Annotated in this window: 29 protein-coding genes; 14 read left to right on the top strand and 15 right to left on the bottom strand. The window is 68.3% G+C overall.

Going from position 1 to position 26,378, the window contains the following annotated elements:
* Positions 1–82 precede the first annotated feature (82 nt).
* Entirely contained in the window at positions 83–901 is an 819-nt protein-coding gene (locus tag DEI97_RS14405) for an aldo/keto reductase (protein WP_111076176.1), read from the bottom strand.
* A 75-nt stretch (positions 902–976) separates the two neighbouring features.
* A complete protein-coding gene (locus DEI97_RS14400) occupies positions 977–2,182 on the bottom strand; it encodes an MFS transporter (RefSeq protein WP_111076177.1) in 1,206 nt (401 codons plus the stop codon).
* Between the two features lie 412 nt (positions 2,183–2,594).
* Here DEI97_RS14400 and nrdH point away from each other — a divergent pair, with 412 nt between their 5' ends.
* From nrdH to nrdF, 4 genes are all read left to right on the top strand, one after another.
* Complete coding sequence (gene nrdH, locus DEI97_RS14395; protein ID WP_017886897.1) at positions 2,595–2,828, top strand: glutaredoxin-like protein NrdH; 234 nt, start codon at positions 2,595–2,597, stop codon at positions 2,826–2,828.
* 116 nt (positions 2,829–2,944) lie between these two features.
* Positions 2,945–3,361 (top strand): class Ib ribonucleoside-diphosphate reductase assembly flavoprotein NrdI, encoded by a 417-nt coding sequence (nrdI, locus tag DEI97_RS14390; RefSeq protein ID WP_111076178.1) that lies wholly within the window; start codon positions 2,945–2,947, stop codon positions 3,359–3,361.
* Between the two features lie 17 nt (positions 3,362–3,378).
* Positions 3,379–5,484 (top strand): class 1b ribonucleoside-diphosphate reductase subunit alpha, encoded by a 2,106-nt coding sequence (gene nrdE, locus DEI97_RS14385; protein WP_111076179.1) that lies wholly within the window; start codon positions 3,379–3,381, stop codon positions 5,482–5,484.
* Between the two features lie 112 nt (positions 5,485–5,596).
* A complete protein-coding gene (gene nrdF, locus DEI97_RS14380; RefSeq protein ID WP_056119980.1) occupies positions 5,597–6,598 on the top strand; it encodes a class 1b ribonucleoside-diphosphate reductase subunit beta in 1,002 nt (333 codons plus the stop codon).
* A gap of 6 nt (positions 6,599–6,604) precedes the next feature.
* On the opposite strand, the gene DEI97_RS14375 is transcribed toward nrdF, so the two are convergent.
* Positions 6,605–7,150: a GNAT family N-acetyltransferase gene (locus DEI97_RS14375; protein WP_181439358.1), complete on the bottom strand. Its 546-nt coding sequence runs from the start codon at positions 7,148–7,150 to the stop codon at positions 6,605–6,607.
* A gap of 223 nt (positions 7,151–7,373) precedes the next feature.
* Between DEI97_RS14375 and DEI97_RS14370 the strand changes: the two genes are divergently transcribed.
* Positions 7,374–7,823, top strand: a complete 450-nt coding sequence (locus DEI97_RS14370) for a hypothetical protein (RefSeq protein ID WP_284158278.1) — start codon at positions 7,374–7,376, stop codon at positions 7,821–7,823.
* Between the two features lie 210 nt (positions 7,824–8,033).
* Here DEI97_RS14370 and DEI97_RS14365 read toward each other — a convergent pair whose 3' ends face one another.
* The 3 genes from DEI97_RS14365 to DEI97_RS14355 form a co-directional block, all read right to left on the bottom strand.
* Complete coding sequence (locus DEI97_RS14365; RefSeq protein ID WP_111076182.1) at positions 8,034–8,612, bottom strand: hypothetical protein; 579 nt, start codon at positions 8,610–8,612, stop codon at positions 8,034–8,036.
* Entirely contained in the window at positions 8,609–9,235 is a 627-nt protein-coding gene (locus DEI97_RS14360; protein ID WP_111076183.1) for a hypothetical protein, read from the bottom strand. The genes DEI97_RS14365 and DEI97_RS14360 overlap by 4 nt, the downstream gene beginning before the upstream one ends.
* A gap of 164 nt (positions 9,236–9,399) precedes the next feature.
* Positions 9,400–9,885, bottom strand: a complete 486-nt coding sequence (locus DEI97_RS14355; protein WP_111076184.1) for a hypothetical protein — start codon at positions 9,883–9,885, stop codon at positions 9,400–9,402.
* Positions 9,886–9,978: 93 nt separating this feature from the next.
* Between DEI97_RS14355 and DEI97_RS14350 the strand changes: the two genes are divergently transcribed.
* The 3 genes from DEI97_RS14350 (at position 9,979) to DEI97_RS14340 (ending at position 12,014) form a co-directional block, all read left to right on the top strand.
* Entirely contained in the window at positions 9,979–10,872 is an 894-nt protein-coding gene (locus DEI97_RS14350; RefSeq protein ID WP_111076185.1) for a serine hydrolase domain-containing protein, read from the top strand.
* A gap of 174 nt (positions 10,873–11,046) precedes the next feature.
* Positions 11,047–11,556: a hypothetical protein gene (locus tag DEI97_RS14345; RefSeq protein ID WP_146248241.1), complete on the top strand. Its 510-nt coding sequence runs from the start codon at positions 11,047–11,049 to the stop codon at positions 11,554–11,556.
* A complete protein-coding gene (locus DEI97_RS14340; RefSeq protein WP_146248242.1) occupies positions 11,553–12,014 on the top strand; it encodes a hypothetical protein in 462 nt (153 codons plus the stop codon). The genes DEI97_RS14345 and DEI97_RS14340 overlap by 4 nt, the downstream gene beginning before the upstream one ends.
* A gap of 144 nt (positions 12,015–12,158) precedes the next feature.
* Here the strand turns inward: DEI97_RS14340 and DEI97_RS14335 are convergent, their stop codons facing one another.
* Together DEI97_RS14335 and DEI97_RS14330 are read right to left on the bottom strand one after the other, a co-directional pair.
* Entirely contained in the window at positions 12,159–12,581 is a 423-nt protein-coding gene (locus DEI97_RS14335) for a PRC-barrel domain-containing protein (RefSeq protein ID WP_111076188.1), read from the bottom strand.
* Between the two features lie 94 nt (positions 12,582–12,675).
* On the bottom strand, positions 12,676–13,029 hold the full coding sequence (locus tag DEI97_RS14330) for an SdpI family protein (protein ID WP_111076189.1): 354 nt from the start codon (positions 13,027–13,029) through the stop codon (positions 12,676–12,678).
* A gap of 722 nt (positions 13,030–13,751) precedes the next feature.
* Here DEI97_RS14330 and DEI97_RS17755 point away from each other — a divergent pair.
* Complete coding sequence (locus DEI97_RS17755; protein ID WP_349814973.1) at positions 13,752–13,967, top strand: SdpI family protein; 216 nt, start codon at positions 13,752–13,754, stop codon at positions 13,965–13,967.
* A 118-nt stretch (positions 13,968–14,085) separates the two neighbouring features.
* Positions 14,086–14,916: a CPBP family intramembrane glutamic endopeptidase gene (locus tag DEI97_RS14325; protein WP_111076191.1), complete on the top strand. Its 831-nt coding sequence runs from the start codon at positions 14,086–14,088 to the stop codon at positions 14,914–14,916.
* A 136-nt stretch (positions 14,917–15,052) separates the two neighbouring features.
* On the opposite strand, the gene DEI97_RS14320 is transcribed toward DEI97_RS14325, so the two are convergent.
* Both DEI97_RS14320 and DEI97_RS14315 read right to left on the bottom strand, forming a co-directional pair.
* Positions 15,053–16,102, bottom strand: a complete 1,050-nt coding sequence (locus tag DEI97_RS14320) for a methionine synthase (RefSeq protein WP_111076192.1) — start codon at positions 16,100–16,102, stop codon at positions 15,053–15,055.
* 20 nt (positions 16,103–16,122) lie between these two features.
* The gene (locus DEI97_RS14315; protein WP_111076193.1) at positions 16,123–17,082 is read right to left on the bottom strand and encodes a putative oxygenase MesX; all 960 of its coding nucleotides are present in this window, start codon (positions 17,080–17,082) and stop codon (positions 16,123–16,125) included.
* 72 nt (positions 17,083–17,154) lie between these two features.
* Here DEI97_RS14315 and DEI97_RS14310 point away from each other — a divergent pair, with 72 nt between their 5' ends.
* On the top strand, positions 17,155–18,096 hold the full coding sequence (locus tag DEI97_RS14310) for a LysR family transcriptional regulator (RefSeq protein WP_111076194.1): 942 nt from the start codon (positions 17,155–17,157) through the stop codon (positions 18,094–18,096).
* A 184-nt stretch (positions 18,097–18,280) separates the two neighbouring features.
* On the opposite strand, the gene DEI97_RS14305 is transcribed toward DEI97_RS14310, so the two are convergent.
* Positions 18,281–18,964 carry a hypothetical protein gene (locus tag DEI97_RS14305; RefSeq protein ID WP_111076503.1) on the bottom strand — a complete coding sequence of 228 codons (684 nt, stop codon included), beginning with the start codon at positions 18,962–18,964 and terminating at the stop codon, positions 18,281–18,283.
* A 404-nt stretch (positions 18,965–19,368) separates the two neighbouring features.
* On the opposite strand from DEI97_RS14305, the gene DEI97_RS14300 reads away from it, so the two are divergent.
* The gene (locus tag DEI97_RS14300; protein ID WP_181439194.1) at positions 19,369–19,782 is read left to right on the top strand and encodes a DUF3592 domain-containing protein; all 414 of its coding nucleotides are present in this window, start codon (positions 19,369–19,371) and stop codon (positions 19,780–19,782) included.
* A 255-nt stretch (positions 19,783–20,037) separates the two neighbouring features.
* On the opposite strand, the gene DEI97_RS14295 is transcribed toward DEI97_RS14300, so the two are convergent.
* Entirely contained in the window at positions 20,038–20,556 is a 519-nt protein-coding gene (locus DEI97_RS14295) for a hypothetical protein (protein WP_146248097.1), read from the bottom strand.
* A 90-nt stretch (positions 20,557–20,646) separates the two neighbouring features.
* Positions 20,647–22,131, bottom strand: a complete 1,485-nt coding sequence (locus DEI97_RS14290; RefSeq protein ID WP_111074431.1) for an LCP family protein — start codon at positions 22,129–22,131, stop codon at positions 20,647–20,649.
* A gap of 286 nt (positions 22,132–22,417) precedes the next feature.
* Here DEI97_RS14290 and DEI97_RS14285 point away from each other — a divergent pair, with 286 nt between their 5' ends.
* Together DEI97_RS14285 and DEI97_RS14280 are read left to right on the top strand one after the other, a co-directional pair.
* The gene (locus DEI97_RS14285) at positions 22,418–22,957 is read left to right on the top strand and encodes an RNA polymerase sigma factor (protein WP_111074432.1); all 540 of its coding nucleotides are present in this window, start codon (positions 22,418–22,420) and stop codon (positions 22,955–22,957) included.
* A complete protein-coding gene (locus tag DEI97_RS14280) occupies positions 22,947–23,702 on the top strand; it encodes a hypothetical protein (protein WP_146248098.1) in 756 nt (251 codons plus the stop codon). Before DEI97_RS14285 ends, DEI97_RS14280 begins: the two co-directional genes overlap by 11 nt.
* Positions 23,703–23,820: 118 nt before the next feature.
* Here the strand turns inward: DEI97_RS14280 and DEI97_RS14275 are convergent, their stop codons facing one another.
* Positions 23,821–24,474 (bottom strand): response regulator, encoded by a 654-nt coding sequence (locus DEI97_RS14275; RefSeq protein ID WP_111074434.1) that lies wholly within the window; start codon positions 24,472–24,474, stop codon positions 23,821–23,823.
* Complete coding sequence (locus DEI97_RS14270; protein WP_111074435.1) at positions 24,471–26,225, bottom strand: sensor histidine kinase; 1,755 nt, start codon at positions 26,223–26,225, stop codon at positions 24,471–24,473. Before DEI97_RS14270 ends, DEI97_RS14275 begins: the two co-directional genes overlap by 4 nt.
* Between the last annotated feature and the right edge of the window lie 153 nt (positions 26,226–26,378).

Genomic DNA, 26,378 nt, shown 5'->3' with positions numbered 1-26,378 from the left:
CTGGGCTTTCTCGAAACACCGGTGTTCGTCGGAGACACCGCGCGATTGCGCGGCGCGACTGACGAACACCGGTGTTTTGCGGTCAGACGACGGCGTCGGGGTGGGAGCCCGTGCGCTGGCCGGACTCCAGGCCGGCGATCGCAGCGAGCTCGTCGTCCGTCAGCACGAAGCCGTCGACGTCGCGGTTCGAGCGGATGCGCGACGGCGTCACCGACTTCGGCAGCACGACGACCCCCTGCTGCACGTTCCACCGCACGAGCACCTGGGCGACACTGACGTCGTGGGCGGCCGCGATGCCGACGAGCACCGGGTCCTCGATGAGCCGTCCGCGACCGAGGGGCGACCACGCCGCGGTGACGATGTCGTGCTGCTCGTGGAACGCCATCAGCTCGCGCTGCGGCAACCACGGGTGCCGCTCGACCTGGTTGACCGCCGGGACCTCACCGGTCTCGTCGATGATCCGTTCGAGGTGCGGCACCTGGAAGTTCGAGACGCCGACACTGCGGGCCCGCCCGGAGGCGCGGAGTTCGACGAGGGTCCGCCAGGTCTCGACGTAGCGGTCGTTCGCCGCCGCCGGCCAGTGGATCAGGTACAGGTCGACCGCGTCGAGCCCCAACCGCTCGAGACTGGCGTCGAACGCCCGGAGCGTGCCGTCGCGGCCCTGGTGGTCGTTCCACACCTTCGTGGTCACGAACACGTCGTCACGTTCGAGTGCGGAGGCCCGGAGCGCCTGCCCGACGCCCCGCTCGTTGCCGTACATCTCGGCCGTGTCCACGTGGCGGTACCCGGCGTCCAGCGCGAGCCCGACGGCCGTCGCTGCCTCGGCGTCGTCGACCTTGTAGACGCCGAAGCCGATGGTGGGGATGCTCCGGCCGTCGCGGAGGGGGATCGAGGTGACCATGCACCCATCCTGCCCGGCGTGACGGGGGTGGGGCGGGCCTCCAGTCCGACCTGTGGAGAACGCAGGCCGGGCGGATCAGGTGGGGAGGTGGACCGGCTCGGTGTCGGGCAGTGGACTGGCGTCGCGACCGCGCAGGTCGGGCAGCCAGCGGCGCATGACCAGGGGGAACACCACGCCGGCCGCGGCCATGACGGCGCCGACCATCAGGCCGCCGCTCGGACCGTTGCTGTCGATGAGGAAGCCGGCGACCGCGGACCCGCCGGCGGCACCGATGAGCTGGCCGGTGCCCATCCAGCCGTAGGCCTCGGCCGTGTCGGAGAACTTGACGGTGGCGGAGACCGAGCCGAACATCACCGTCAGGGCGGGGGCGATGCCGGCACCCGCGATGACGAGGGAGATGCAGAGCCACCAGAACGTCGGGTTGCCGACCGCGAGCACGAGTCCGACGAACACGATCGTCATGCGCAGCCAGAGGGCGTTCTGCGAGATCGGACGGTGGCCGAGCGCCAACCCGCCCGCGAGTGACCCGACCGCGAACACGGCGAGGACGATGCCGGCGTTCGGGCTGCCCTCGCCGAAGACGCTGGTGACGCTGGCCTCCACCGCGGAGCACGCGCCGATGAGCAGCAGGCCCGTGACGGTGGCGACGACGACCGACGGCCGCTTCATGACGACACCGAAGGCGCGCTTCGAGCGGGGGATGCGGACGCGGCCGAGCTCGGGGGAGGCGATGAACCACGTGCAGCCGATGAGCAGGAACACCATTGCGACGACGATCGCCTCGACCGTGCCGATCTGCGTCGCCACGAACGTGGTGATGACCGGACCGGCGACCCAGATCAGCTCCTGCGCACTGGCGTCGAGGGAGAACAGCGGGGTGAGCTGCGAGGACGTGACCATCTTCGGGTAGATGGTGCGGACCGCGGGCTGCACCGGCGGGACCGCCAGGCCGCCGACGAAGCCGATCACGACGTACGCCCAGAGCGGCATCACGAAGAAGGCGATGACGCCCATGGTCAGGAACGCCACGATGCTTGTCAGGATCAGCACGGGGCGCATGCCCCAGCGGCCCATCCACCGGCTGGTCAGCGGACCGGCGAGGGCCTGGCCGATGCTCGTCGTCGCGAGGACGAGGCCAGCGGCGCCGTACGAGTCGAAGATGTGCTCGACGTGCAGCAGATACGCCAGCGACAGCATGCCGAACGGGAAACGCGCGGTGAGTTGCGCGGCGATGACCCGGCCGACCCCGGGAGTCTTCAGCAGGGACCCGTACGCGCTCACGTGACGAGTGTACGGACCGCGTTGCGGCGGGTGTGGAGAGCGCTCTCCTCCGACCCGGAGAGCGGTGGCCCCCGAGGCGGAGAGTGGTGGCCCCCGAGCGGGGGAGCGGCTGTCGACGGGGTGTCGGACCGCTGTCCGCTGGACGTTCTCAGACACGCCGGGCGTGCAGTTTCCACATCCGTGGACAGGTCCCCCCAACAGGGTGTGGGAAGTGTCGGTGGGCGGTGGCAGAGTGGCGGAAAACCGGGCCTCGCGGGAATCCACAGACTGTGGATGACGTTGTGGAAACTACAGGGGTGTAACACTTCCTCTAGTGGTCCACCCGTCCATCGGGCACTACATGTAGTAGCGTCATCGACAACACAGCACCAGAACGACGGGCCTCCAACCGGGCCCAGAACCAGGGGAGATCATGGCCGTCACCGTGTACACCAAGCCGTCTTGCGTCCAGTGCACTGCGACGTACCGCGCCCTCGACAACAAGGGCATCGAGTACGAAGTGCACGACGTCTCCACGGACGAAGCAGCGCTCGAGCACGTCAAGAGCCTGGGCTACATGCAGGCCCCCGTCGTCGTGACCGACGACGACCACTGGTCGGGCTTCCGCCCCGACAAGATCGCCACCCTCAGCGCCGAACTGGCCTGACGCCTCGCGGGCCGTCCGGCCCGCGTCGCCCGGCGGCAGAAGGACAGCCTGGAGGCTCGTCCCGCCTCCGCCACACCCCTCCGGTCCGCAGTCCGCACCTCGTCAGGGAGCGCACCATGAGCCGCCTCGTCTACTTCTCGAGTGTCTCGGGCAACACAGCCCGGTTCGTGGAGAAGCTCGGCCAGGACGCCGACCGGATCCCGCTGCACGCGAGTGAGGAACCCCTCCGTGTGGACGAGCCCTACGTCCTGGTCCTCCCCACCTACGGTGGCGGCAACGGACACGGAGCGGTCCCCAAGCAGGTCATCAAGTTCCTCAACGACGAACACAACCGGGCTCTGATCCGGGGCGTCGTCGTCGGTGGGAACACCAACTTCGGTGAGGCGTTCGGCCTCGCCGGGGACATCGTCGCGCGCAAGTGCGGAGTCCCCGTTCTCTACCGCTTCGAAGTCTTCGGGACCCCCGACGACGTGGTGGCGGTCAACTCAGGATTGGAAGCATTTTGGACGCAGCAGTTGCAGACGTCGATCTGACGTCGCCGCAGACGGGGATGGACTACCACTCCCTCAACGCGATGCTCAACCTCTACGACGCGGACGGGAACATCCAGTTCGACAAGGATCGTGAGGCGGCCAAGCAGTTCTTCCTGCAGCACGTCAACCAGAACACCGTCTTCTTCCACAACCTGAAGGAGCGGCTGGACTACCTGGTCGAGAACGAGTACTACGAGCAGGCGACCATCGACCAGTACTCGATGGACTTCATCCAGAGGCTCAACGACCTGGCGTACTCGAAGAAGTTCCGGTTCCAGACGTTCCTCGGTGCGTTCAAGTACTACACGAGCTACACGCTCAAGACGTTCGACGGCAAGCGCTACCTCGAGCGCTTCGAGGACCGCGTCGTGATGACGGCCCTCGGCCTGGCGCAGGGCAACGAGCAGCTCGCGATCGACCTCGTCGAGGAGATCATCGCCGGCCGCTTCCAGCCCGCGACCCCGACGTTCCTCAACACCGCGAAGGCCCAGCGCGGCGAACTCGTCTCCTGCTTCCTCCTCCGCATCGAGGACAACATGGAGTCGATCTCGCGCGGGATCAACTCCTCGCTGCAGCTCTCGAAGCGCGGCGGCGGCGTGGCCCTGCTGCTCTCCAACATCCGCGAGGCCGGCGCCCCGATCAAGCAGATCGAGAACCAGTCCTCGGGCATCATCCCCGTGATGAAGCTGCTGGAAGACTCCTTCTCCTACGCGAACCAGCTCGGTGCGCGTCAGGGTGCCGGCGCGGTCTACCTCAGCGCCCACCACCCGGACATCATGAAGTTCCTCGACACCAAGCGCGAGAACGCCGACGAGAAGATCCGCATCAAGACGCTGTCGCTCGGCGTCGTCGTGCCGGACATCACGTTCGAGCTCGCGAAGAACAACGAGGACATGTACCTGTTCTCGCCGTACGACGTCGAGAAGGTCTACGGCGTCCCCTTCGGTGACGTCCCGATCTCCGAGAACTACCGCGCGATGGTCGACGACTCGCGCATCAAGAAGACGAAGATCAAGGCGCGCGAGTTCTTCCAGACCATCGCGGAGATCCAGTTCGAGTCGGGCTACCCGTACATCGTGTTCGAGGACACGGTGAACAAGGCCAACCCGATCAAGGGCCGGATCAACATGTCGAACCTGTGCTCAGAGATCCTGCAGGTCAACACCCCGACCACCTTCAACGAGGACCTCTCGTACAAGGAGATCGGCAAGGACATCTCCTGCAACCTCGGCTCGCTGAACATCGCGCTGACGATGGACTCGCCGGACTTCGGCAAGACCATCGAGACCGCCATCCGCGGCCTGACCTCGGTCTCGCAGATGTCGCACATCACCTCGGTCCGCAGTGTCGAGGACGGCAACGACAAGTCGCACGCCATCGGCCTCGGCCAGATGAACCTGCACGGCTACCTGGCTCGTGAGCGTGTGTTCTACGGCTCCGAAGAGGGCATCGACTTCACGAACATCTACTTCTACACGGTGCTGTTCCACGCCCTGCGCGCCTCGAACAACATCGCGATCGAGACCGGGGAGACCTTCGACGGCTTCCGCGACTCGAAGTACGCGTCGGGTGAGTTCTTCGACAAGTACACCGACCAGGTCTGGACGCCGGCCACCGCCCGCGTCGCGTCGCTGTTCGACAACGCGAACATCACCATCCCGACGCAGGACGACTGGAAGGCGCTGAAGGCGTCCGTCCAGGAGCACGGCATCTACAACCAGAACCTGCAGGCCGTCCCGCCGACCGGTTCGATCTCGTACATCAACCACTCGACGTCGTCGATCCACCCGATCGCGTCGAAGATCGAGATCCGCAAGGAAGGCAAGCTCGGCCGCGTCTACTACCCGGCGCCGTTCATGACGAACGACAACCTGGACTACTACCAGGACGCGTACGAGATCGGTGCCGAGAAGATCATCGACACGTACGCCGCGGCGACGCAGCACGTGGACCAGGGCCTGTCCTTGACGCTGTTCTTCAAGGACACCGCCACCACGCGTGACATCAACAAGGCCCAGATCTACGCATGGCGCAAGGGCATCAAGACGATCTACTACATCCGTCTGCGCCAGCTCGCACTCGAGGGCACCGAGGTCGAGGGCTGCGTCAGCTGCATGCTGTGACCTCCGGTCGCTGACGCGATCACCCCCCCCCCCGGCCTGGAGGCGCGGTGCCCGCCCGCACCGCGCCTCCAGTCCGACTCCCGTTCCGATCAATGACTTCCGGAAGAACGCAATGACTCTCACCGACCCGGTCCACGCCACCGGCAAAGCCGTCCCGCTGATCCGTTCGGTCAGCGCGATCAACTGGAACCGCATCCAGGACGAGAAGGACGTCGAGGTCTGGAACCGCCTCGTCAACAACTTCTGGCTGCCCGAGAAGGTGCCGCTGTCGAACGACGTGCAGTCGTGGAACACCCTCACGCCCGAAGAGCAGCAGCTCACCATGCGCGTGTTCACGGGTCTGACGCTCCTGGACACCATCCAGGGCACCGTCGGCGCGATCAGCCTGATCCCCGACGCGATCACCCCGCACGAGGAGTCCGTCTACACGAACATCGCGTTCATGGAGTCGGTGCACGCCAAGAGCTACTCGTCGATCTTCTCGACCCTGGCGTCGACGCCCGAGATCGACGACGCCTTCCGCTGGTCCACGGAGAACGTGAACCTGCAGAAGAAGGCACAGATCGTCCTCGACTACTACACCGGTGACGACCCCCTGAAGCGCAAGGTCGCGTCGACCCTGCTCGAGTCGTTCCTGTTCTACTCCGGCTTCTACCTGCCGATGTACTGGTCCTCACGCGCGAAGCTCACGAACACCGCTGACCTGATCCGCCTGATCATCCGCGACGAAGCCGTCCACGGGTACTACATCGGGTACAAGTTCCAGAAGGGGCTCGAGGGCGCCTCCGAGGAGCGCAAGCAGGAGATCAAGGACTACACGTTCAGCCTGCTGTTCGAGCTGTACGAGAACGAGATCCAGTACACGCAGGACCTCTACGACCAGGTCGGGCTGACCGAGGACGTCAAGAAGTTCCTGCACTACAACGCCAACAAGGCGCTGATGAACCTGGGCTACGAGCCGATGTTCCCCAAGGAGACGACGGACGTGAACCCGGCGATCCTGTCGGCGCTGTCGCCCAACGCGGACGAGAACCACGACTTCTTCTCGGGGTCGGGCTCGTCGTACGTCATCGGCAAGGCGGAGAGCACTGAGGACGAGGACTGGGACTTCTGAGTCTGGTCACTTGTGGGGACGCCCCGCTGGCTTCGGCCGGCGGGGCGTTCTGCTGTCGCGGTGCGTCAGATCGGCCTCGAACAGGATTCCCCGGCCTCCTTCGAAGGACACCCCGCGGAACCGCGCTCCGTGAGCGACGGGTCGGAATCCGTATCGCTCGTGCAACTTGATCGATCCGTCGTTACAGGCATTCGTGAAGAAGAACGCCTTCGTGTCGCGCTCTCCGATCCAGTTCAACCGTGCTTGCACCAGGAGCCCGCCCACGCCCTTGCGACGCCACTCCGGTGCAACGGTCACGCCCGTCAGGTAGTACCCGGCGGGCGCCAGGCCTTCAGACTCGTCGAAGTGGGTGGTCATCGCCCACGCCACAGTCTCGGGGCCGACAGTGGCGATCAGGACGAGTACCGACTCGTCAGCGATCCCCGCGCTGACGTGCTGCCTGAAGTGTGCCGATGCGGACCGTCCCGGTGAGCGGAGCTGAACGTCGAGCACCGCCTCCACGTCGTCACCGGTCGCCGCACGGACGAGGATCCGACCAAGCTCGCCATCCACGTGTCGAGTCTGACGCACTCCGAATGCGCTTCCTCGCGAACGTCCGGACCATGATCCGCTACCGGTCGACGCGGACGAGGTGGTGGTCATCGATTCGCCCCTGCGAGAATCGCCAGATGGCCCTCGACGACCTCGGCAACCAGACCTGCATCCCGGCACGGTCGAACAGCGGCAAGTCGATCCTCGCGGTAGCGAACGGCCGCGCCAGCGAATGATCATCACAATGAGCAACAGCAGTGTCAGCAGCATCTTGCAGGACACCTTCCGGCCGATGCCTGATCAGGTACGCCGCAGGCTGGGGTTGCTCGACAACGACGAGCAGTTCGCGTGGCTGATCTGGTGGTGTCCGGACGATGCTGACTGGATGTTCAACCCCAAACCCGCTGAGGAGCAGTACAGCGGCTCGTACCTCCAGGCTGGGGGCACCGCGGAGAAGATGAGCGTCGAGCTTCGCCGACGTGAGGACGACGGCGAGTACCGCTTCTACATCGTCGGCCGTGACCACGACCTGTCGGAACCGCTCACGGAGACGATCGACGTGCAGGCTGCGCACGAGCCGCGGCACCCGGCGGAGCTGTTCACCGCCGACCAGGCGGCGCCGGTGTTCATGCACTACGTCGAACACCAAACGGTTCCCGACGGTTACACGCTCCGGCTCATCGCGAACATGTGAGTGGTGGCGGCATCGCCTCGGCGTGTCCGCGACCCTGTTCCGGACGGGAGGCGCGGTGCCAGCTGGTAGCGCGCCTCCAGTCCGACGAGATGTACCGGACTTGTGCGCTCCGGCGAGCGGTCATGCCTCCGGACGACACACGAGATGATCGATACGTGACGTCGCCGAGGTCTCTGGGCTCAGGATGGGGTGGCCGTCCGGATCGAGCCGTCATCGGACGTCGGCGCTCGACCAGAGGTCGCGTGCGACATCCCGACTCAGGCGGAGGACCGGTCGCAGGCTCAGGCTGAGCGCGACGAGCAGCGTGCCGGCCTGCGCGATGAGGAACGCTCCGAGCGCAACCGGAATGAAGGCAGTCGCCGTCCAAGCAAGGGCGAGCCCCATGAGCAGCGCCGCGAGGACTTGCACGATCACGAGGTCTCGAGGACGGCGCAGGACGGATGCTCCTGCCGCGGCGAAGGTCAGTGGGACGAGGGCCTGGAGCGCGATCGCGATGGGGAGCGACAGATGGAGGCTGGTCGCGGGGGAACGCGTCGCCACGAAGCCGACGATGGCGATGGCGACGAGCGCACGCGTTAGGTCGCGAGTGAGCATGCCACCGAGAGCCGCCACCGAACCCGCGAAGAGGATGAACCATGCGACCATCGGGACCGAAGCCGTGCCGATCGCATGGGTGTCGACGAATCCGAGCAAGTTGTCGATCGAGAGGAAGGCCGCGCCAGCGGTACTGAGGATCAACGCGGAGGCGGTCAGGGTGATGGCCGAGTGGGAGGATCGCGACGTGGTCATCCTCGGCCCCCGTCAACCGGGCGGACGGAGTCTCCGACCATTCGGTACGCAGCGCCGCACTGCTCCTTGAGCTGCGGTCCGATGACCGACAAGGCCGCGATCCATCGATCCTCGTCCGTGATCTGCGTCACCTTGCTCCGCCCGAGATCGTCGACCGCCGCGTGGACGGCGGCGGTGATGCCAGGGAAGAGCGCGCCGTACTGGTCGGCGGACGCGCTTCGCTGCTCCGGATGCCGGACGTACCGCTGGCTCTCGCTCGAGACGTACAGCATGCAGGTCGTCAGGTAGTCCTGCTCCGCCGTCAGGGGAACCGGCGACCCGAGATCGTTCGCCGTTCGAGGTGCCTCGCCAGGAGGCTTCACGGCCGAGACGGTTGCGGGAGTGCCGATCACGTACCAATTCGCTCCCCTGGTGACTGCCCGCTCTGGCCCGAACGTGCCGTCCCATTCCACGAGGGTCTGGGGCACTGACGCTGTGTGCGCGTAGACGCGGATGAACGTCGGTGCGTCACCATCGAGGCAGTCGAAGCCGCGCATGGTGTCCCAGAACGCGAGGTCGTCCAGCAGAGCATCTGCCCGCGTGCACGGCACCGTTGCGCGAAGCTCATCGGCTAAGTTCTCCATCGCCGACGCGTCGAGAGCCGGTCCTGGCAGGCGCGCAGGAGCTTGCGCCGGCGGCAGGCCACGGTCGTGCTCGTCGGAGCCCGTCGAGCACCCGGACAGGACGGCTGCGGCGACGCAGGTCGAGGCCAGGGCCTCGACGCTGCGTCGCCGCGATCGCTCTGGGATCACTGCCACTGCACTCCGGCCCAGCCGACGCCGGTGAGGCCCTTCATCTTCTTGGTGGCAGCCACATTCCCCCACGGGACGGACTTCGAGCGACCGGTTCCGCAGTCCAAGGTCGTCCAAGTCGGCGCGTGCTTCGAGTTGAACGACTTCCCCCAGATGCAGGGGCTCGAATTGCCCTGGTGCTTGAACCACTTGTACTGCACCTGGGTCGATGCCTTCGAGCCGATGACGCTGCAGCCGTTCAGGGACTGCGTCATCTTCGCCACGACTGCGAACGCTCGGTCCTTGCAGTTCCCCGACCGGGCGGACCGTCCGTCGCCGGCGACGACGACCTCCCCGGTGGGATCGAAGCTCTCGTCGATCACGACGTTCGACGGAACCTCGACGCGGGTCGCGCTCTGGGCTTGTGCAGGCGCAGCGATCAGGAGTGCTGCCGCGATCGCGGTGGTCATGGTCGCCGACACGACCGGAATCGTCTTCTTCATGGTCTTCCCCCTCGTCATCACCACGGGCGTGGTGCGATCACCTAGAGTGCTACATGTCACTGAGGTGCACAACCTGGCAAGCGTGAGGGATACGTGACGGCTGCGCCGCCACGATCGCCCCTCATCAGAGAGAGGGACACGGTGCGGAATCCGCTGACAAGCTCCGGGGACTGGCGTGCGAGTGTTCGCACGGCTGAGAGCTGGCGCGCCGTTCGGGAGCCTCGCGGACCGTACGCCGCCGCATCGCTGCTCGAGTGGGGGAGCATCACGAAAGGTGTCGTCGGTACGACGGCCTGGCTCACACTCGAGGTCGATCGGTCGGTCGCGCACTACCTCCCGCAGGTGCCCGATACCGAGATGACCGTCGCCGACCTCGTCCATCACACTTCCGGCTTGCCGCGGATGCCGGTCACGATGGGCGGCAACCTGTTCGTCGACCCGTACCGGAGGGCCGTCGGCGTTCCCTTGGATCCGGCATCGGCGGTACCTGTCACACCTCGGGGCCAGTTCGTCTACTCGAATCTCGGGTACGCGCTCCTCGGTTCGGTCCTCGACGCAGCGCACGGCGACTGGTTCGCCGCCGCCCGCCACCATGTGCTCGAGCCGGCGGGGATCGTCTCCGCCACGCTCGTGCCCGCTCCGACAGAGCGCGTGATGCCGACGTTCTTCGGGCGCCCGATCAAGCCTTGGGCACTCGGTGAGTCCTCCTTTGCAGCGGCAGGCGGTATCTGGGCCACGTTCGACGACCTCTGTCGCTACGCCGACTGGGCCCTCGAGCCTGGTGCCGGACCATCCCGCACGGTGAGTTGGCAGCGCGAAGGGGTCTCGACCTGGATCAACGGAGAGGTCCGAGCGGCAGGAGCGGTCATCGTCGATGCGGCCGGCGTGACCGCCGTCGTCCACACGCTCGCGAAGGCTCCGTACGCAGCTGACCGGATCGCCACGGCGCTCGTCGAGCAGGAGGTGCGGCGGCCCCGTGACGACTGACGATCGCGATCGTCGCTGCTGCGTGTCCCCTCGTCGTCGAGGTCGCGATCCCCGGGGTCTCAGCATGGCGTTCCTTCGCGGGAGCGCGCCCCTGGGCATGTGTCCCTTGTAGGGTTCCTTCTGCTGGCGAGGAAGTCGAAAGACCCAGAACCCGCCGCCGACGATCGAGGGGACTTGCCCGCCGTGATCATCATGAAGACCAACGGTTCCGTCAGCAGCGTGCTCAACGACACGTTCCGCCCGCTCCTCGACCAGGTACGCCTCTGCCTCGGCTTGCTCGACAACGACGACCAGTTCGCGTGGCTCGTCTTCGCCGCGCCGATCGACGACCGGACCTGGCGCGCTGGTCCGCAGTCGGTCATCGATGAGTACGGAGGCTCGTACCTCCAGGCTGGCGGCACCGCAGAGAAGATGAGCGTCGAGCTCCGCAGGCGTGAGGACGACGGCGAGTACCGCTTCACCATCGTCGGTCGTGACCACGACCTCGCGGAACCCATCACGGAGATGATCGACGTGCAGGCTGCGCACGAGCCGCGGCACCCGGCGGAACTCTTCACGGCCGACCAAGCAGCGCCGGTGTTCCTGCACTACGTCGAACACCAGACGGTTCCCGTCGGCTACACGCTCCGTCTCATCGCCGACGTGTTAGGGCAGTCGACCATCAACGAACGATGCAGCACATGATCATTGAAGAGACCAACAGCAGCGTCAGCAGCATCCTGCGGGACACGTACCGGCCGATACCTGATCAAGTACGCCGCATGCTGGGGTTGCTCGACAACGACGAGCAATTCGCGTGGCAGATCTGGTGGTGCCCCGACGACGCCGACTGGATGTTCAACCCGAAACCCGTCGAGGAGCAGTACAGCGGCTCGTACCTGCAGGCTGGCGGCACCGCGGAGAAGATGAGCGTCGAGCTCCGCCGCCTTGAGGACGACGGCGAGTACCGCTTCTACATCGTCGGCCGTGACCACGACCTCGGGGAACCGCTCACTGAGGCCATCGACGTGCAGGCGGCCCACGAACCGCGCCACCCGGAGGAACTCTTCACGGCCGACCAGGCAGCACCGGTGTTCATGCACTACGTCGAGCACCAGGCGGTTCCCGACGGCTACACGCTCCGACTCATCGCCGACATGTGAGTGGTAGCGGCATCGGCGTCGCGTGTTCGCGACCGTGTGCCTGACTGGAGGCGCGGTGCCAGCTGGCACCGCGCCTCCCGGCCGACCAGACGGAGCAGAACCGTCAGCTCCATCCCAACGGGTCGGGTCACTCCCCGGCGCTGCTCACGCCGGCGGCGTCGTGCCCGCGCCCTCGGTGTCGTCTGCGCCCGCCGGACCGGTACCAGCCTGGTCGAGGTTCTCGTGCGGGTCGCCCATGTCTCCGGTGGCCTTGCCGGTGGGGGACAGCCCGAAGTGCTTGCGGGCGGCGTTCGCCTCGGTGGCGGACAGAGCGTTTCCGACTCCGGGGGAGGGTGCTCCCTTGATCGCGCTCTTCGCGTACCCGACGTGCAGGTCCGTGCCGTCGAACGTGGCGTCCTCGATCGGGACGAGCGCGGTGTGACCCCCGAAGAGTCCTGTCGCGACGCTGACGAACGCAGCGCTGCCGTCCTCGGCGGGGAACACCTGCGCGACCTTGCCGACCGAGGCACCCTCGCGGTCTCGGACGGTCGCGTTCTCGACCTCGTGGATCATGCTCTTGGTGATCATGGGGGTAGTCAACGCCCTTCCGGTTGACACTTCGCGGCGAAGCGCTCGTCCGTCTTCGGACGGCCTCGATCGACGAGGCGATCGGACGCTCGAGTCAGGCTGAGGCGTCATTCTCCGTGTTGCAGCGGCGCACCGCGCGATGCGCCACCGGGATGGACAGAAGCGCGCCGCCGAGGAGCACCGCCGTGGCCACGAGGACCGAGACCGGATTGCGGAGCGGCGCGAGACCGATGCTCGCCAGGCTCCACAGCACGGTCAGGATTCCGGCAATGACCGTCGGGCGTAGTGCTGCTCGGTGCCCGATTCGCCAGGCTTCATCGCTGGACATCGTGACCCGCGTCCGGACGCCAGCGAGATCGTTCCGAGCCAGAGATCCGTTGGCAGCCCTCCAGGTCAGCCAGGTCACGATTACGGCGCCGCCGATCACGAGTGCCAGCGCGAACACCATTGCTCCAACCACACAAACAACTTAACGTCACGGGATAGAAACGGCAATGTACTACCGATTGTCTGGCGTTGCGGAACGACGGAGTGACGCCGTCGACCGAGGCGGGGCACGTGAACCCACTCGTCCCGACAGTGCTCGCCGTCGCGCTGGTCGCGCTACTCCTGGATCTCGCGGCCGTCATCTTGTCGATTCGCTCTGCGCCGCCTTCCGGATGGCGTCTGCTGGCATGGGCGGTCGTCGTCCTGATCGTCCGTTCGTCGGACCTGCCATGTGGTTTCGCGTCCGACGGCGCGCTCGGCCGTCGAAGCCCACGCGGACCGGCGAGCGGACGTCTGCGGGATCGATCTCTGTGCCGACAGGGAGCTCGATCGGCTCGCCGGAGCTCCAGCGCGTCGGCGCCATCCAGAGTGTGGCTGCTCCCATCCGCCGGTCAGCAGCGGGCTCGGGTACCGGCACCCGTGCGCCGTGGCTGCAGCGACGACGACGAGGATGCGGATCCACCTCTTCACGAAGAGCAGCTTGCACTGGCTCCTTCTGGCGTGCAACATCTGTACGGTGAAAGATCAGTTCCTGGCCAGGCGTCTTGATCGAAGAGTCCGTCGGGCAGGGCGCTCCTCGTCTGCCGCGCGCTGCAGAACGCTGCGGTGTTCAGTATCAACGTTCAACGGCCAGGCGCGCGCTCGGTCGTTCTGGAGAAGGGGTAGACGGTGGTCTTCGTCGAGATGGTTGCGGCGGTGGTGACAGCGGTCTTCGTCGTGCTGCCCGCAGGGGGTGTCATCGGCCGGAACTCGTTCGTCGGTGTTCGTACGCGAGCGACGATGCACGATGCTGCAGCGTGGCGCCGAGGGCACCAGGCTGCTGTGCTGCCGGCCGGTGGGTTGTGCAGCGTCGCCGCTGCGCAACGAGCAGTCCGGAAGGCACCTCATGCTTCGCGTTGATGGCCTTGTCGTTCCCGAGCCAGTGGCAGCGGAGGTCCGCTGGAAGCCGATCCTGATCTTCACGGTCCTGGCCTAGGGCTTCGGATGGCTCGTCAGCCTGCCGCTGTGGATCGATCCGATGGGCTTGGCGTCGGTGCACGCGCTGTGGGTCCTGCCGACGATGATGTTCACACCCTGCGCTGCAGCAGCGATCGTCGTGCTGCTGCAGCAACGCGTTCCGGTGCGGCAGGCTGTCCGGCAGCTCGGAATCGTCCCGCTTCGACCGGTCGGAAAGCTCCTGCGCTTCTCATTGGGCGGCATTGTCCTGCTGCCACTCGTCGTCATCGCCGGCATCGCAGTCGCCGCGCTCCTGCATCTCGTCCGCCTCGACCTCGAGACGTTCAGCGGGTTTGCCGCGATGCTTCCCGAAGAAGCGCGGGACCTCCTGCCGATCGGAGTACTCGTCCTCGTGCAGGTCATCTCGATCCCGATCGCTGCGCCTCTGAACGGGGTACTCGCATTCGGAGAGGAAGTCGGGTGGCGAGGTCTTCTGCTCCCTGCCCTACGACCTCTCGGCGACTGGCCGGCCGTTCTCATCACCGGCGTCGTGTGGGGCGTCTGGCACGCTCCGATCGTCTTGCTGGGCTACAACTTCGATCGTCCAGACCTGTGGGGGGTCTTCCTGATGATCGTCGGAGCCACCGCCGTCGGCACGTTCATCGGCTGGCTCCGGATCTGGAGTGGTTCGGTCTGGCCCGCCGTGCTCGGGCACGGCGCGTTCAACGCAGCGGGCGGTCTGGTGCTGCTGTTCTCCTCTGCGAAGTACCCGCCGGACCTCGCCCTCGCGGGGCCGGTCGGCGTCGGGACCTGGATCGCCGCTGCAGTGTTCGCGACGATCGTCATCGTTTGCTCGCGTCGATCCACTCGCCGCTCCGACGGCGATCCGGTTCGCGGATGCGGTGAGGGGTGACACCAGCACCAACGCGACCTGTCAGTCGAACGGCAGCCGCGCCTCCAGGCCGGATCGAGAGCCAAGCATCTCGCGGACGCAACGAACAGGGCGGCTCTCCATCTTCCGGAGGGAGCCGCCCTGTGACCGGTAGCGTCTAGCGTCCCGACGGGACGTCGGCGCCGACGAGCTCGTCGCGGACGATGTCCGCGCCCGCTGCCAGGGCACCGAGCTTGTCCAGCGCCGCACCCCGCGCCAGCGGAGCCATCCCGCAGTTGGAGCTGGGGATGAGCTTGTCCGCATCGACGAACTCCAGCGCACGGCGGAGCACCTCGGCAACCTCCTCCGGGGTCTCGACGGTCTCGGTGGCGACGTCGATCGCGCCGAGCATGACCTTCTTGCCGCGGATGAGTTCGACGAGCTCGAGCGGCACGTGTGAATGGATGCACTCCAGCGACACGATGTCGATCGACGACTGCTGCAGGAGCGGGAACGACCGCTCGTACTGGCGCCACTCGGCCCCGAGCGTCTCCTTCCACCTGTTGTTCGCCTCGATGCCGTACCCGTAACAGATGTGCACGGCGGTCTCGACGCGGAGGCCCTCGGCCGCGCGTTCGAGTGCGGCCACGCCCCAGTCCTGCACCTCGTCGTGGAAGACGGTGAAGGCGGGCTCATCGAACTGGATGACGTCGACGCCGGCGTCCTGCAGCTCGCGTGCCTCTTGGTTGAGGATCGTGGCGAACTCCCACGCCAGCTTCTCGCGTGACTTGTAGTGCTGGTCGGAGAGGGTGTCGATCATGGTCATCGGGCCGGGGAGCGCCCACTTGATCGGGCGGTCGGTCTGCGCGCGCAGGAAGCGGGCGTCGTCCACGAACACGGGCGCTCGACGGCTGACGGCACCGACGACGGTCGGGACGGCGGCGTCGTACCGGTCACGGATCCGGACGGTCTCCTTGCGGTCGAGGTCGACACCGTCCAGGTGCTCGATGAACGTCGTGACGAAGTGCTGGCGGGTCTGCTCGCCGTCGCTGACGATGTCGATGCCGCGGCGCTCCTGCTCGTGCACGGCGGAGCGGAGTGCGTCCTGCTTGCCCTCGGTCAGCGCTGCGCCCTCGAGCTCCCACGGGCTCCAGAGACGTTCGGGCTCGGCGAGCCAGGAGGGTTTCGGCAGGCTGCCGACGATCGAGGTGGGGAGGAGCGAGCTCATGGAGGTGATGGTCCAGTCGGTCAGCGGGCGGGTACGGAGTCGGCAGCGAACCGCGAGAGGAGCGCGTGGTGCGGCTTGACGAGGTGCTCCTCGGTCCACCGGCCCTGGGTGATCCCGAGGTGGCTGCGCTCCTCACGGTCGTAGGTGACCGGAGTGGGCGTGAAGTCGGTGTGGTCGAGGGTCGGCTTGTAGACGCTGCCCGCCGGGGTGTTCGCGGCGTAGATCTCCGGGCGGTAGATCTTCTGGAACGTCTCCATGGTGGCGATCGTGCCGATGAGCTGGAGGTCCGTGTAGTCGCCGGTCAGGTCGCCGCGCGTGTAGAACGCGAGCGGGGCCGACGCTCCGGCGGGCTGGAAGTACCGGACCTGCATGCCCATCCGACCGAAGTAGTCGTCGGTGAGCGAGGAGTGCTCGTGCTCGTACTCGGCGCCGAGGACGGGGTGGACGTACCCGGTCCGGCGGTAGGTCTGGCTCGTCGAGACGCTGATGCAGACGACGGGCTCGGCACTGAAATCCGAGTGGAACGCGGACGACTCCAAGAAGCGCTGGAAGAGCGCCCCGTGCAGCGCCCCGAAGTCGGACGGCACGCCCGGCGATGACGGCAGCAGCACCGAGAAGTCGTAGTCGCGCAGGTACGACGAGAAGTTGTTGCCGAGGATGCCGTGGTGGCGCTCGCCGGTGTGCTGGTCGACGATCGTGACGTCGAGCATCTCGAGCAGCGCAAACTCGGCGTCCGATCCACCGTCGGAGAACGCCAGTGCGGCGGAGACGATGTCGAGTTCCAGGCGGTAGCGGTCATGGACCCCGGCGAGGTCGTTCGCGCGCCCGTCGATCATCGCCAGCGCAGCACGGAGGTTCTGCTGACGGTGCTCGCCGCGCGCCAGGTTGGCGAAGTTCGTGGTCAGCCGGGAGCTGTCGGCGGGGGAGTAGTCCTCGTCGAACCGCGTCCGCGTGATGCTGAAGGTCAGGTCATTCGCCATCCCATGAGCATGACGGGAGGCCCGGGTCATCAGGTAATACCGAGACGCTATGCGCCGGTATAGCCTGCGCCTATGGCCCGGGTCTCGAACGACATCACCCTGCAGCAGCTCCGCTACTTCATCGAGGTCGCGACCGAGGGGTCGATCAGTGCAGCGGCCGACCTGCTCTACGTCGCCCAGCCGACCCTTTCTGCGGCGATGAAGGACCTCGAGACGCGGATCGGCCGCCCCCTGTTCACCCGCTCGGCCCGTGGGGTCGTGCTCACCGTCGACGGGGTCGAGTTCCTCGGGTACGCCCGGCAGGTCGTCGAACAGGTCTCGCTGCTCGAGCAGCGCTACGTCGGCGGGCAGCCGTCACGTCGGCTGCTCGGGGTGTCGGCGCAGCACTACTCGTTCGCCGTGGAGGCCTTCGTCCGCATGGTCGAGGCGGCGGCCGCGGACGAGTACGAGTTCTCGCTCCGTGAGACCCGCACCTGGGACATCATCGAGGACGTCCGCACGCTGCGCAGCGAGGTCGGCATCCTCTACCGGAACGACTTCAACCGACAGGTCCTCGGCAAGCTGATGCGGGACGCCGGCGTCGTCTTCACCCCGCTGTTCGTCGCCCAGCCGCACATCTTCGTCGCCCGGCGGAACCCGCTCGCGTCCCGGAAGCGCGCGACCCTCGCCGACCTGGCGGACCTGCCCCGGCTGACCTTCGACCAGGGTGCGAACAACTCCTTCTACCTGGCGGAGGAGATCCTGTCGACGATGTCGAGCAAGCGGGAGATCCGCGTCTCGGACCGGGCGACGATCTTCAACCTCATGATCGGCCTGGGTGGGTACACGATCTCCACCGGGCTCATCAGCGACGACCTGGACCCCGAGATCGTCGCCATCCCGCTCGACGTCGACGAACGCATCGAGATCGGGTGGATCGCCCACGCCTCGGTCCCGCTGACCGTGCAGGCGCAGACGTACCTGGAGGAGCTCCGCGCGGTGGTCACCAGCTACGGCGTCGAGCCGCTCGGGTAGGCGGCCGGGAGTCGACGGAGGTGCGCTGACCGTTCCTGCCGGTGACCGGCCTGGAGGCGCGACACGTGTCCGTCACGTCGGCGCGCTCGCACGGGCACATGGTGGGAGAACGCGAGAACGCCGCTCCGGTGTGTGCCGGGGCGGCGTTCTCGTGGTGGTGGTGCGTCTGGTGACGCGTCGGGTGTTACTTGATCTGGGCGGTGATGGTGGCGGTGCCGACGAGCAGGCCGCCCTTGACGGCGTCGGTCTTGAAGGTGCTGTTGAGCAGCTTCGCGGCGTCGTCGGAGATGTGGACGGTGGTGCCGGTGAGGATCGCGTTGTCGCCCTCGAGCTGGAGCGGCTTCAGCGTCCCGCCGTGGAGGGAGAAGAGGTAGGCGTTGGCGACGGCGACCTTGCCGTTGACGAGGACGTCACCGGAGAGCTTCGAGGAGCCCGGGTTCACGACGAAGTTCTCGAGGGTGACGGTGGTGTCGCCGGCCTTGAGGGTCAGGCCGGAGTCGTCGTGGTTCAGCAGGCCCTGCACGTAGGGGCGGTACTTGCCGTCCGGGCTCCAGTACGTGACCGAGCCGGAGGTGATCGGGAACGACACGGCGCCGTCGGCGAGCTTGGCGTTGCCGGAGACACCCGGGGTCAGCTTCAGCGAGGTGAGGGCGTCGGTGAAGCCCTTGTCGAGGGCGACGGAGGTGTTGCCGCCGAGGACCTCGGGGACCGAGGCGACCGGTGCGGGGATCTTCGACGCGGAGCTGGAGGAGACGGTGTGCACGGTCGGGGTGGAGGCGTTGGCGGCGGTGATGCCGAAGCCGGCACCGCCCAGGACGATCGCGCCGGCGGTGGCGAGGGTGATCGTGTTCTTCAGGGACTTGCGCATGTCTTCATTCCTTTGCTTGAACGCGCTCGGCGCGGTTGGTGACAGCGCGCCGAACACACCCCGGCGGTGGGGGTGGAGAACCAGCGGTGAGCTGCTGGTGAGCGCTTGCGGGTGTTTCCCGGCTTGTGACAGTGATTCGGGGCACCCGGCGCAACCGTTTGGTGATCGTTGTGGTTGTTACCTCGTCGTTACATTCCGGGCCTGCACCCGACGGGTGATCGGTGGATCTGCGAAGCTCGGTCCATGTCGTGGCCCCGAGCTGAAGCCCTGCCGCGACGCTTCCGGCGCCTGTGGCCCGAGCCGGGAACAGGACGTCGTCTGATGTGCCGTCACGAGGAGCAACGATGATGAAACCGACGGGAGCGGGAAGCCCTGCCGCGCCGAAGCGAGGGCGAGCACCGCTCGTGCTCCTGATCGCTGCGATGCTGCTCATCGGTCCACTGCTCGTCACGATCGGCAGTGTCCTGATCGCCGGGAACAACGACCTGCTCGCGACGGGTACACGGGTCTCCGGAACGGTCATCGACGTGGACGACGGCCCCGAGTCATCGGACCGACGTTTCGGGGCGGAGTACTTCTCTTCCGGCTCGTCGCGTCATGTGATCTGGGCGGACTGGGTCTCCCAGGCGAAGCCCGAGGTCCGTGACACCGTCACCGTCGTCTACCGCCAGGACGATCCTGGTTCAGCGGTCATCGCGGGGTACGGCACGCCTGGTGAGTCGGTCCGGGGGCTGGGCGTCGTCTTCACCGTCATCGTGGGTGGCGCGGCTGTCACCATGCTCGTCGCTTCCCGCAGGGGGAGGAGGAAGCGGAGCTGAGCTGGTCCTCTTCCGTGTTCAACCGTCGGACCCTGACCCGGCCGCGGACAGCCCACTCGCCTGCGCCCGGATCGCCGCGACCTCCGACGCGTACAACACGTCCGCTCCGATCCCCATCGCCCCGAGGTGCGCCGAGTCACGGACCATCAACGGCAAGGTGGTCCTGCTGCCCTGACCGCGGTGCCGCCGGCGCACGAGCGTGCGCGGGTGTCGGACGGGAGGCACGGTGCCAGCCGGCACCGCGCCTCCCGTCCGTCACAACGACCGCTGGGCGTCGACGCGCTGCGTCTCGTCGTGCTGCTCGTCCCCGGGGACGACGGGGACGACGGCGACGACAGGCGCGGGACGGAGCTGCCGCCAGGTGGCGATGGCCGCAGCGGCTCCCGCGGCGACGGCGATCGTGATCGCGATGGACGGCAGCAGACCGTTCAGCCACAGTGAGGTGGTGAGCGACGAGGCCCCTGCTGCGAGTACGCCGGCCAGGACCGAGTGTGCTGCGGTGTGGATCCCTCGCGACCGCACCCGGTTGAGCGCCCGTCCGAGCAGGTAGGTGAAGGGGACCGAGATCAGGGCGCCGGCCAGCGCCAGGACGAGGGTGGCGACCAGGAACAGGCCGGTGAACCACACGAACGACATGAGGTCGGGGAGGGTGCCGCTCGTGATCGCGACGAGCGCCGTGGCCGCCACGGCGCTGGCAGGGGTCGTGACGGTGACCATCCACCCGTAGCTGCTGCCGATCAGCCGTCCGGTGTCGCCCATGCCCCAGGAGTCCATGCCCTCCACTCTGGGGCGTCGTCCCTGCAGAGCCGGACCCACGGGAGAGAACGAGACCGAACGGAGACCTCGCGTCCGCCACGGGTGGGGTCAGTTGATGCAGGTGCCCTGCGCGCCGTAGGCGTTGCCGACGGGCTTCGCGGGTGCCGGTGCCGGTGCGGCTGCGTGGCTCCTCGCCGCGGGGGACGGCGCGGTGCTCGTCGCACCGGGAGCCGCTGCCGCCGCCACCGTGTGGCCGTCGGTACCGAGCACGAGTGTCACACCGCTGACCGTTGCGGACTCGACCGCCAGCGCTCCGGGGACGACTGCGACGACCGCCTTCGCCTGCGCCTCCGACCCCGCGGGGTACTCGACGACGGTCGTACCGGTCGTCGTGGTGTCGCCCGGTGCTCCGACGACGAAGCCCTTCGCCGTCAGGGCTGCCGACGCCGTCCCGGCAGCGCCGGGCGTCTGTGCACCGTTCAGGACGGCGACGTGCACGGCCGAGGGGGCGGCGGCCCGCGCGGCGACGTACGCGGCGGGCGGGCCGACGATGTCCTGGAAGAAGGCGGGCAGGGCGGCGAAGTCGACGGCCACGGTGGAGTACCCGTCGATGGTCGGCGTGCCGGAGGTGGGGATCGTGGCCGACCGGATCGCGGACAGGTCGATGTCGCTGAAGGTCGAGACCAGGTCAGGGATGCTCAGGGTGTCGTCGATCTGCACCGCGTCACCGACGCCGTGCAGCAGGTCCGCGACCTTCACCGGGTTGAGGAGTGTGCGCGCGGACAGGGCCTCCCGCGCCTCCTGGGAGAGGAAGTACTGCTGTCGGACCTCACGGTCCAGGTCGCCGCGCGGCAGCCCGTCGCGTTGGCGGACGAAGGACAGCGCCTGGGAGGCGTTCAGCGTCGACGTGCCGGCGGGTAGGTCGACGTCCGAGTTCGGGTCGTGGGCGGGGTGGTTGAGGCAGACGGTGATCGGCCCCAGCGCCTTGACGAGCTGGTAGAAGCCGAGGAGCGACACCCGCACGAAGTGGTCGATGGTGAGGCCGCTGATGTTCTCGATGGTCTGGATGAGCAGGCCCATGCCGCCCGCGTCACCACCGCCGTGCGCCGCACCGTCTGAGTAGGCGCTGTTGAGCTTGAAGGTGCCGTGCCCGGGGATCGGCACCCACGAGTCGCGCGGGAACGAGATCATCGTGGCGCTGCCGCCGCCGGCGGGGATGTGCAGCACGATCATTGTGTCGGTGTTGGTCGCACCGTCGTCGAGCTGGGTGCCCAGCTCGTCGAGCTCCTGCGGTGTCGCGTCGGCCGGACGGTGGTCGTCCCCGACCAGGAGGATGTTCTGCGCCTTCCCGTCGGTGTCGGCGACCGCGCCCCCGCTCGGCGCTCCGGAGGGTGCCGAACGGGTGATGTGGACCTTGGTGAGACTCGAGTCGAGCTGCTCGTAGGACCATGCCGCGTAGCCGCCGGTCAGGACGAGCGCCATCGCGAGCACGCCACCGATCGTCGGCAGGACGAGTCTCCGGCGGCGCTGGCGGCCGTGCCGGACCGGACCGCCGGCGGGGGCGGGGGACGTCTCGTGGTCGTCTGCGGGCATCGGGTGTCCTCGATCGTGTTCGGTGGCAGGAGGAGCAGTCTCACACCGGGCGGACCGGAGGACCTCCGTGGGACCACTGGTGCCGTGTGCGAGTGCTCACACCTGACGGACGGGAGGCGCGGAGCCAGCTGGCACCGTGCCTCCCGTCCGTCACGCCCAGGCCAGAACCGACTTGGCGCGGCCCGACCCGGCGCCGCGCGACCCGGCGCCGCGCGACACGCCCGATCGTGGAGCCTTCGTCAGGATCAGCGCGCACCCGACACTTCTGAGGTGAGAGGGGGCATCCGTGGACGAGGACACCGAAGCCGACGCAGCACTGACTCGTCGGCTCGCGAACGGGGACCGCGCGGCGCTGGCCGACGCGTTCGACCGGTTCGCGCCGACACTGACCCGGTACGCGTGGGCGCTGGCCGGCAGCAAGCAGGACGTCGAAGAGCTCGTGCAGGACACGTTCCTGACGCTCTGGCAGAAGTCCGGCGAGCTCGACCTCGCCACCAGCGCCCTGCTGCCGTGGCTGCTCGTGGTGTGCCGGAACCACGCCCGCAACCAGTCCCGGCGGCTGGCGAAGGGCGCGGCCGACGAACTCCCCGAGGACCTGCCCGCACCGCCCGACGCCGACGAGGCCCGCGAGCGTCTGCGCTGGGTCCGCGACGAGATCGCGACCCTGCCCCCGACGGACCAGCGCATCTGCGAGCTCTGCCTGCTCGAAGGGCACTCGTACGCGGAAGCCGCACAGATGCTCGGCCTCAGTGTCGGGGCGGTCACCCAGCGGGTCTCCCGCTCGCGCGCACGACTGAAGAAGGCGGTGATGCACGATGAACACTGAGCCTCCCACCGGAGACGACCTGCAGCGCATGCTCGTCTCGATGAAGCAGACGGTCCTCGACCGTGCCGAGGACCGCCGCCCCGCACCCCGCCGACGCGGCCGCCGTGCCGGCATCGTCATCGGCGTGATCGCCCTGCTCGGCCTCGGTGCCACGAGCGGTGGTGTCGCGCTCGGGATGATCCCGCAGCCGTTCACCGCGTCCGCCCCGGCGCCGACGCCCAGTCCCTCCGAGCCGGTGGCGCCGAGCACACCCGAGTCGGCGCCCGTCCAGGAGACGCCGGTCCCGGTGCCGACCCCGACACCGACGTCGGTCGGGCGGGCGGGCACACTGCCGACGGACTGCCGGCAGCTCGTTCCGGCATCCGAGTACGACCGGTTGTTCGGCGGCACACCCCTCGCGGACCCGTTGGGGAGTGAAGCAGGCAGCGACGGAGACGGGCCGCCCGTGGACCTCTCGTGCATCTGGCGTGACCCGCGAGCGGACGTCAGCGGCCTCAGCGTCTCCCTCGGCTCGGACACTGCCGAGGTGATCGCGGACCACGAGGCCCTGCTGGTGCGGAGCGGTTACACCTGCGCCGACAGCGGTGCCGGTCGGCTCTGCCGGATGACCGTCACGGAGCAGGCGTACCCGGTGGACACCACGTTGACCTACTACTCGGAAGGGTCGACCTGGTTGATCGTCCGGCAGACCAACTTCCCGACGAACGGCTTGCTGTCCGCGATCCAGCAGCAGGTCTGGGGGTAGCGGGGAGCGGCCCGGCCACGAGCGGGGCCGGGGGCGACGAGCGGGCGGGAAGCAGCCTTGGGGGGTGTTTCCCGCCCGTCGTCGTACCACCAGACCGCCGCGACGTCGGCGCCGGACGTCAGCGCCGCGTGTACCGGTGCTCCGGCCGCCCCGCCGCGCCGTAGCGCAGCTGCATGGTCGCGGACCCGTCGGCCGCGAGCTGCGCCAGGTAGCGCTGCGCCGTCGCCCGCGAGACCCCGATCGCCGCCGCGACCTCGGCCGCCGAGCGCTCCTCGGACCCCGACAGCTGCTCGAGCACCAGCGCCGCCGTGGCCGCGCGCGAGGGGGAAGCGCCACCGCTGTCCCCGGCGTGCAGGATCCGGAACGCCCGCTCGACGGCCTCCTGGTCGAGCGTCGCCCGTTCGTCGAGCACGTTCCGGGAGCGCGCGTACGCCCGCAGCCGCTCGGCGAGCACCCCCGAGTCGAAGGGCTTGATCAGGTACGCCAGGGCACCGTGCCGCATCGCCCGCCGCACGGTCCCCGAGTCGGAGGCGGCACTCAGCACGAACGCGTCGGTGTCGACCGCGCGGAGCAGGTCGAGGCCGCTGCCGTCCGGCAGGTAGACGTCGACGAGCACCAGGTCGACCGGGGTCGTCGCCAGCACCTGGCGGGCGAGCGCCACGGTGCCGACGGGGTCGAGCGCCCGGAACCCGGGCACCTGGTCGACCTGCCGTCGGTGCAGGTCCGCGACGTGGAAGTCGTCGTCGACCACCAGCACGATCAGGTCCGTCATCCCACCGCTCCTCCGAGTCGTGCGCAGAACACCGCGCCGTGCGTCGTGTCGTCCGCGCCGCCGTCGCCCGGCCCACCGTGGTCGGCGAGCCACACGTCCCCACCGTTCCGCCGGGCGATCTCCCGCGACAGCGGCAGGCCGATGCCGAGCCCGTGCACCTGCCCGGGGTCGCCCGGACCGGGCTCTCCGGACCCGTCGTCGCCGGCAGCACGTGGCCCGGGGGAGCGGCGGGCGAACAGGTCCCGGTCCCCGGGGACGCCCGGCCCGGAGTCCATCACCGACAGGTGCAGCGTCGTGCCCTCGTCGAGCACCTCGACCTCCACCCACGGCTGCGGCTGGTCCGGCGACGACCGAGCCCCGGACAGGGCCGCCGTCACCGCGTTGTCCACCAGGTTCCCGAGCACCGTCGTCACGTCCCCCGGCTCGGTGATCGTCCCCTGCACCAGCGTCTCCGGTCCGATCCGCAGCAGTACCCCGCGCTCGGCCGCCTCGACGCCCTTCGCCCCGAGGAACGCCTGCAGGAACGGCTCGGTCAACCGGTCGGCGTGCTGCACCGGGTACCGCAACGGCCCCCGCTCCTGCACGTCCGCCAGGTAGGCGCGGGCCCGCGTGGTCTCCCCGACGTCGAGCAGTCCGGCGATCGCATGCAACCGGTTGGCGAACTCGTGCCGCTGGGCCCGGAGCGCCTGGGTCAGCGAACCGACGGCGTCGAGTCGTCGGCTGAGGGCCTCCACGTCGGTCCGGTCCCGCAGCACGGCGACACGGCCGAGGTCGAGGCCGTCGCGGAACACGCTCCGCACGTCGACGAGCAGCACCTGCGGGCCGGCGACGACGGTGGCGCTCGCCGGGGTCGGCGCGGCACGGTCCAGCATGGCGGCCAGGGCGTCGGGCAGGTCCAGGTCGGTGAGCGCCCGTCCGACCGGTCGGGTCAGCGCGAGCAACCGTGCGGCCTCGGCGTTGCAGACGGTCACGGTGCCGGTGGGGCTGGTCGCGATGACGCCCTCGCCGACCCCGCCGAGGACGGCCCGCTGGTTCTGCACGAGCGTCACGAGCTCCTCGGGCTGCACGCCGAGCGTCAACCGGACGAGTCGCCGACGGATGAGCACGGAGGCGATCACCGCCAGCAGCACCGCCACGAGCCCGGCACCGATGACGGGCACGCTGTCCTCGACCAGGGTGTCGTACACGCGGTCCCGCGCGAACCCGACGCTGACCTCGCCCACCACGTCCGGTCGGGAGGCCCGCCCCACGCCCGTCCCGTCGGCACCGGTTCCGTAGACGGGTACCTTCGCCCGCGCGGACTCGCCGAGGGTGCCGCGCGCCCACGACACGCTCTCGCGTCCGCTGAGTGCGGCGTCGGGGGAGGTGCTCACCATCCGACCGATGCGGTCCGCGTCCGGGTGCGCCAGACGGATCCCGCGGTCGTCGGTCACCACCACGAACAGTGCCCCGGTCCGCCGCTGTGCGTCGAGGGCGGCCTGCTGCACGGGACCGTCGGCGAGGTGGGCGCGGTCGAGGTCGGTCCCGTCGACGCTGAGGCGTGTGACCTCGGTGCGGAGGTCGTCCTGCGCGGCGACGCTCTGGGCGATCGCGAGGGCGGTCCCCTCGGCGGCTCGTTCGAGCCTGGTGACCTCGATCCGGACGAACACGGCGCTGGTGAGGACGACGACGGCGACGACCACGACGAGCTGCAGCACCAGTACCTCGGTGGCGAAGCGGAGCCTGCGGCGCCGTGAACGGTCGTCGGTCACGACACCAGCGTACGGAGCGCGCAGCGCTCGTCGTGCGCAGAATGCGCACAACACGGTCAATGCGCGATGGTGCGCCAACGCGCAGAAGCGCGCCGCGCCTCCCGGCCGGGTCGTAGCGTGCCCGGACTGCCAGACACGGACGAAGGAGTCCTG

Source organism: Curtobacterium sp. MCLR17_032 (assembly GCF_003234795.2).
In the GTDB taxonomy this organism is placed as follows: Bacteria; Actinomycetota; Actinomycetes; order Actinomycetales; family Microbacteriaceae; genus Curtobacterium.
This window is presented reverse-complemented; position numbering and strand designations above follow the sequence as displayed.

What these genes read in the sequence shown, in the direction of transcription:
- DEI97_RS14405 (WP_111076176.1), bottom strand. Translation starts at nt 901, where the DNA reads ATGGTCACCTCGATCCCCCTCCGCGACGGCCGGAGCATCCCCACCATC.
- nrdH (WP_017886897.1), top strand. Translation starts at nt 2,595, where the DNA reads ATGGCCGTCACCGTGTACACCAAGCCGTCTTGCGTCCAGTGCACTGCG.
- nrdI (WP_111076178.1), top strand. Translation starts at nt 2,945, where the DNA reads ATGAGCCGCCTCGTCTACTTCTCGAGTGTCTCGGGCAACACAGCCCGG.
- nrdE (WP_111076179.1), top strand. Translation starts at nt 3,379, where the DNA reads ATGGACTACCACTCCCTCAACGCGATGCTCAACCTCTACGACGCGGAC.
- nrdF (WP_056119980.1), top strand. Translation starts at nt 5,597, where the DNA reads ATGACTCTCACCGACCCGGTCCACGCCACCGGCAAAGCCGTCCCGCTG.
- DEI97_RS14370 (WP_284158278.1), top strand. Translation starts at nt 7,374, where the DNA reads ATGAGCAACAGCAGTGTCAGCAGCATCTTGCAGGACACCTTCCGGCCG.
- DEI97_RS14365 (WP_111076182.1), bottom strand. Translation starts at nt 8,612, where the DNA reads ATGACCACGTCGCGATCCTCCCACTCGGCCATCACCCTGACCGCCTCC.
- DEI97_RS14360 (WP_111076183.1), bottom strand. Translation starts at nt 9,235, where the DNA reads ATGGAGAACTTAGCCGATGAGCTTCGCGCAACGGTGCCGTGCACGCGG.
- DEI97_RS14355 (WP_111076184.1), bottom strand. Translation starts at nt 9,885, where the DNA reads ATGAAGAAGACGATTCCGGTCGTGTCGGCGACCATGACCACCGCGATC.
- DEI97_RS14340 (WP_146248242.1), top strand. Translation starts at nt 11,553, where the DNA reads ATGATCATTGAAGAGACCAACAGCAGCGTCAGCAGCATCCTGCGGGAC.
- DEI97_RS14335 (WP_111076188.1), bottom strand. Translation starts at nt 12,581, where the DNA reads ATGATCACCAAGAGCATGATCCACGAGGTCGAGAACGCGACCGTCCGA.
- DEI97_RS14330 (WP_111076189.1), bottom strand. Translation starts at nt 13,029, where the DNA reads ATGGTGTTCGCGCTGGCACTCGTGATCGGCGGCGCCGTAATCGTGACC.
- DEI97_RS17755 (WP_349814973.1), top strand. Translation starts at nt 13,752, where the DNA reads ATGGTTGCGGCGGTGGTGACAGCGGTCTTCGTCGTGCTGCCCGCAGGG.
- DEI97_RS14325 (WP_111076191.1), top strand. Translation starts at nt 14,086, where the DNA reads ATGGGCTTGGCGTCGGTGCACGCGCTGTGGGTCCTGCCGACGATGATG.
- DEI97_RS14320 (WP_111076192.1), bottom strand. Translation starts at nt 16,102, where the DNA reads ATGAGCTCGCTCCTCCCCACCTCGATCGTCGGCAGCCTGCCGAAACCC.
- DEI97_RS14315 (WP_111076193.1), bottom strand. Translation starts at nt 17,082, where the DNA reads ATGGCGAATGACCTGACCTTCAGCATCACGCGGACGCGGTTCGACGAG.
- DEI97_RS14310 (WP_111076194.1), top strand. Translation starts at nt 17,155, where the DNA reads ATGGCCCGGGTCTCGAACGACATCACCCTGCAGCAGCTCCGCTACTTC.
- DEI97_RS14305 (WP_111076503.1), bottom strand. Translation starts at nt 18,964, where the DNA reads ATGCGCAAGTCCCTGAAGAACACGATCACCCTCGCCACCGCCGGCGCG.
- DEI97_RS14295 (WP_146248097.1), bottom strand. Translation starts at nt 20,556, where the DNA reads ATGGACTCCTGGGGCATGGGCGACACCGGACGGCTGATCGGCAGCAGC.
- DEI97_RS14290 (WP_111074431.1), bottom strand. Translation starts at nt 22,131, where the DNA reads ATGCCCGCAGACGACCACGAGACGTCCCCCGCCCCCGCCGGCGGTCCG.
- DEI97_RS14280 (WP_146248098.1), top strand. Translation starts at nt 22,947, where the DNA reads ATGAACACTGAGCCTCCCACCGGAGACGACCTGCAGCGCATGCTCGTC.
- DEI97_RS14275 (WP_111074434.1), bottom strand. Translation starts at nt 24,474, where the DNA reads ATGACGGACCTGATCGTGCTGGTGGTCGACGACGACTTCCACGTCGCG.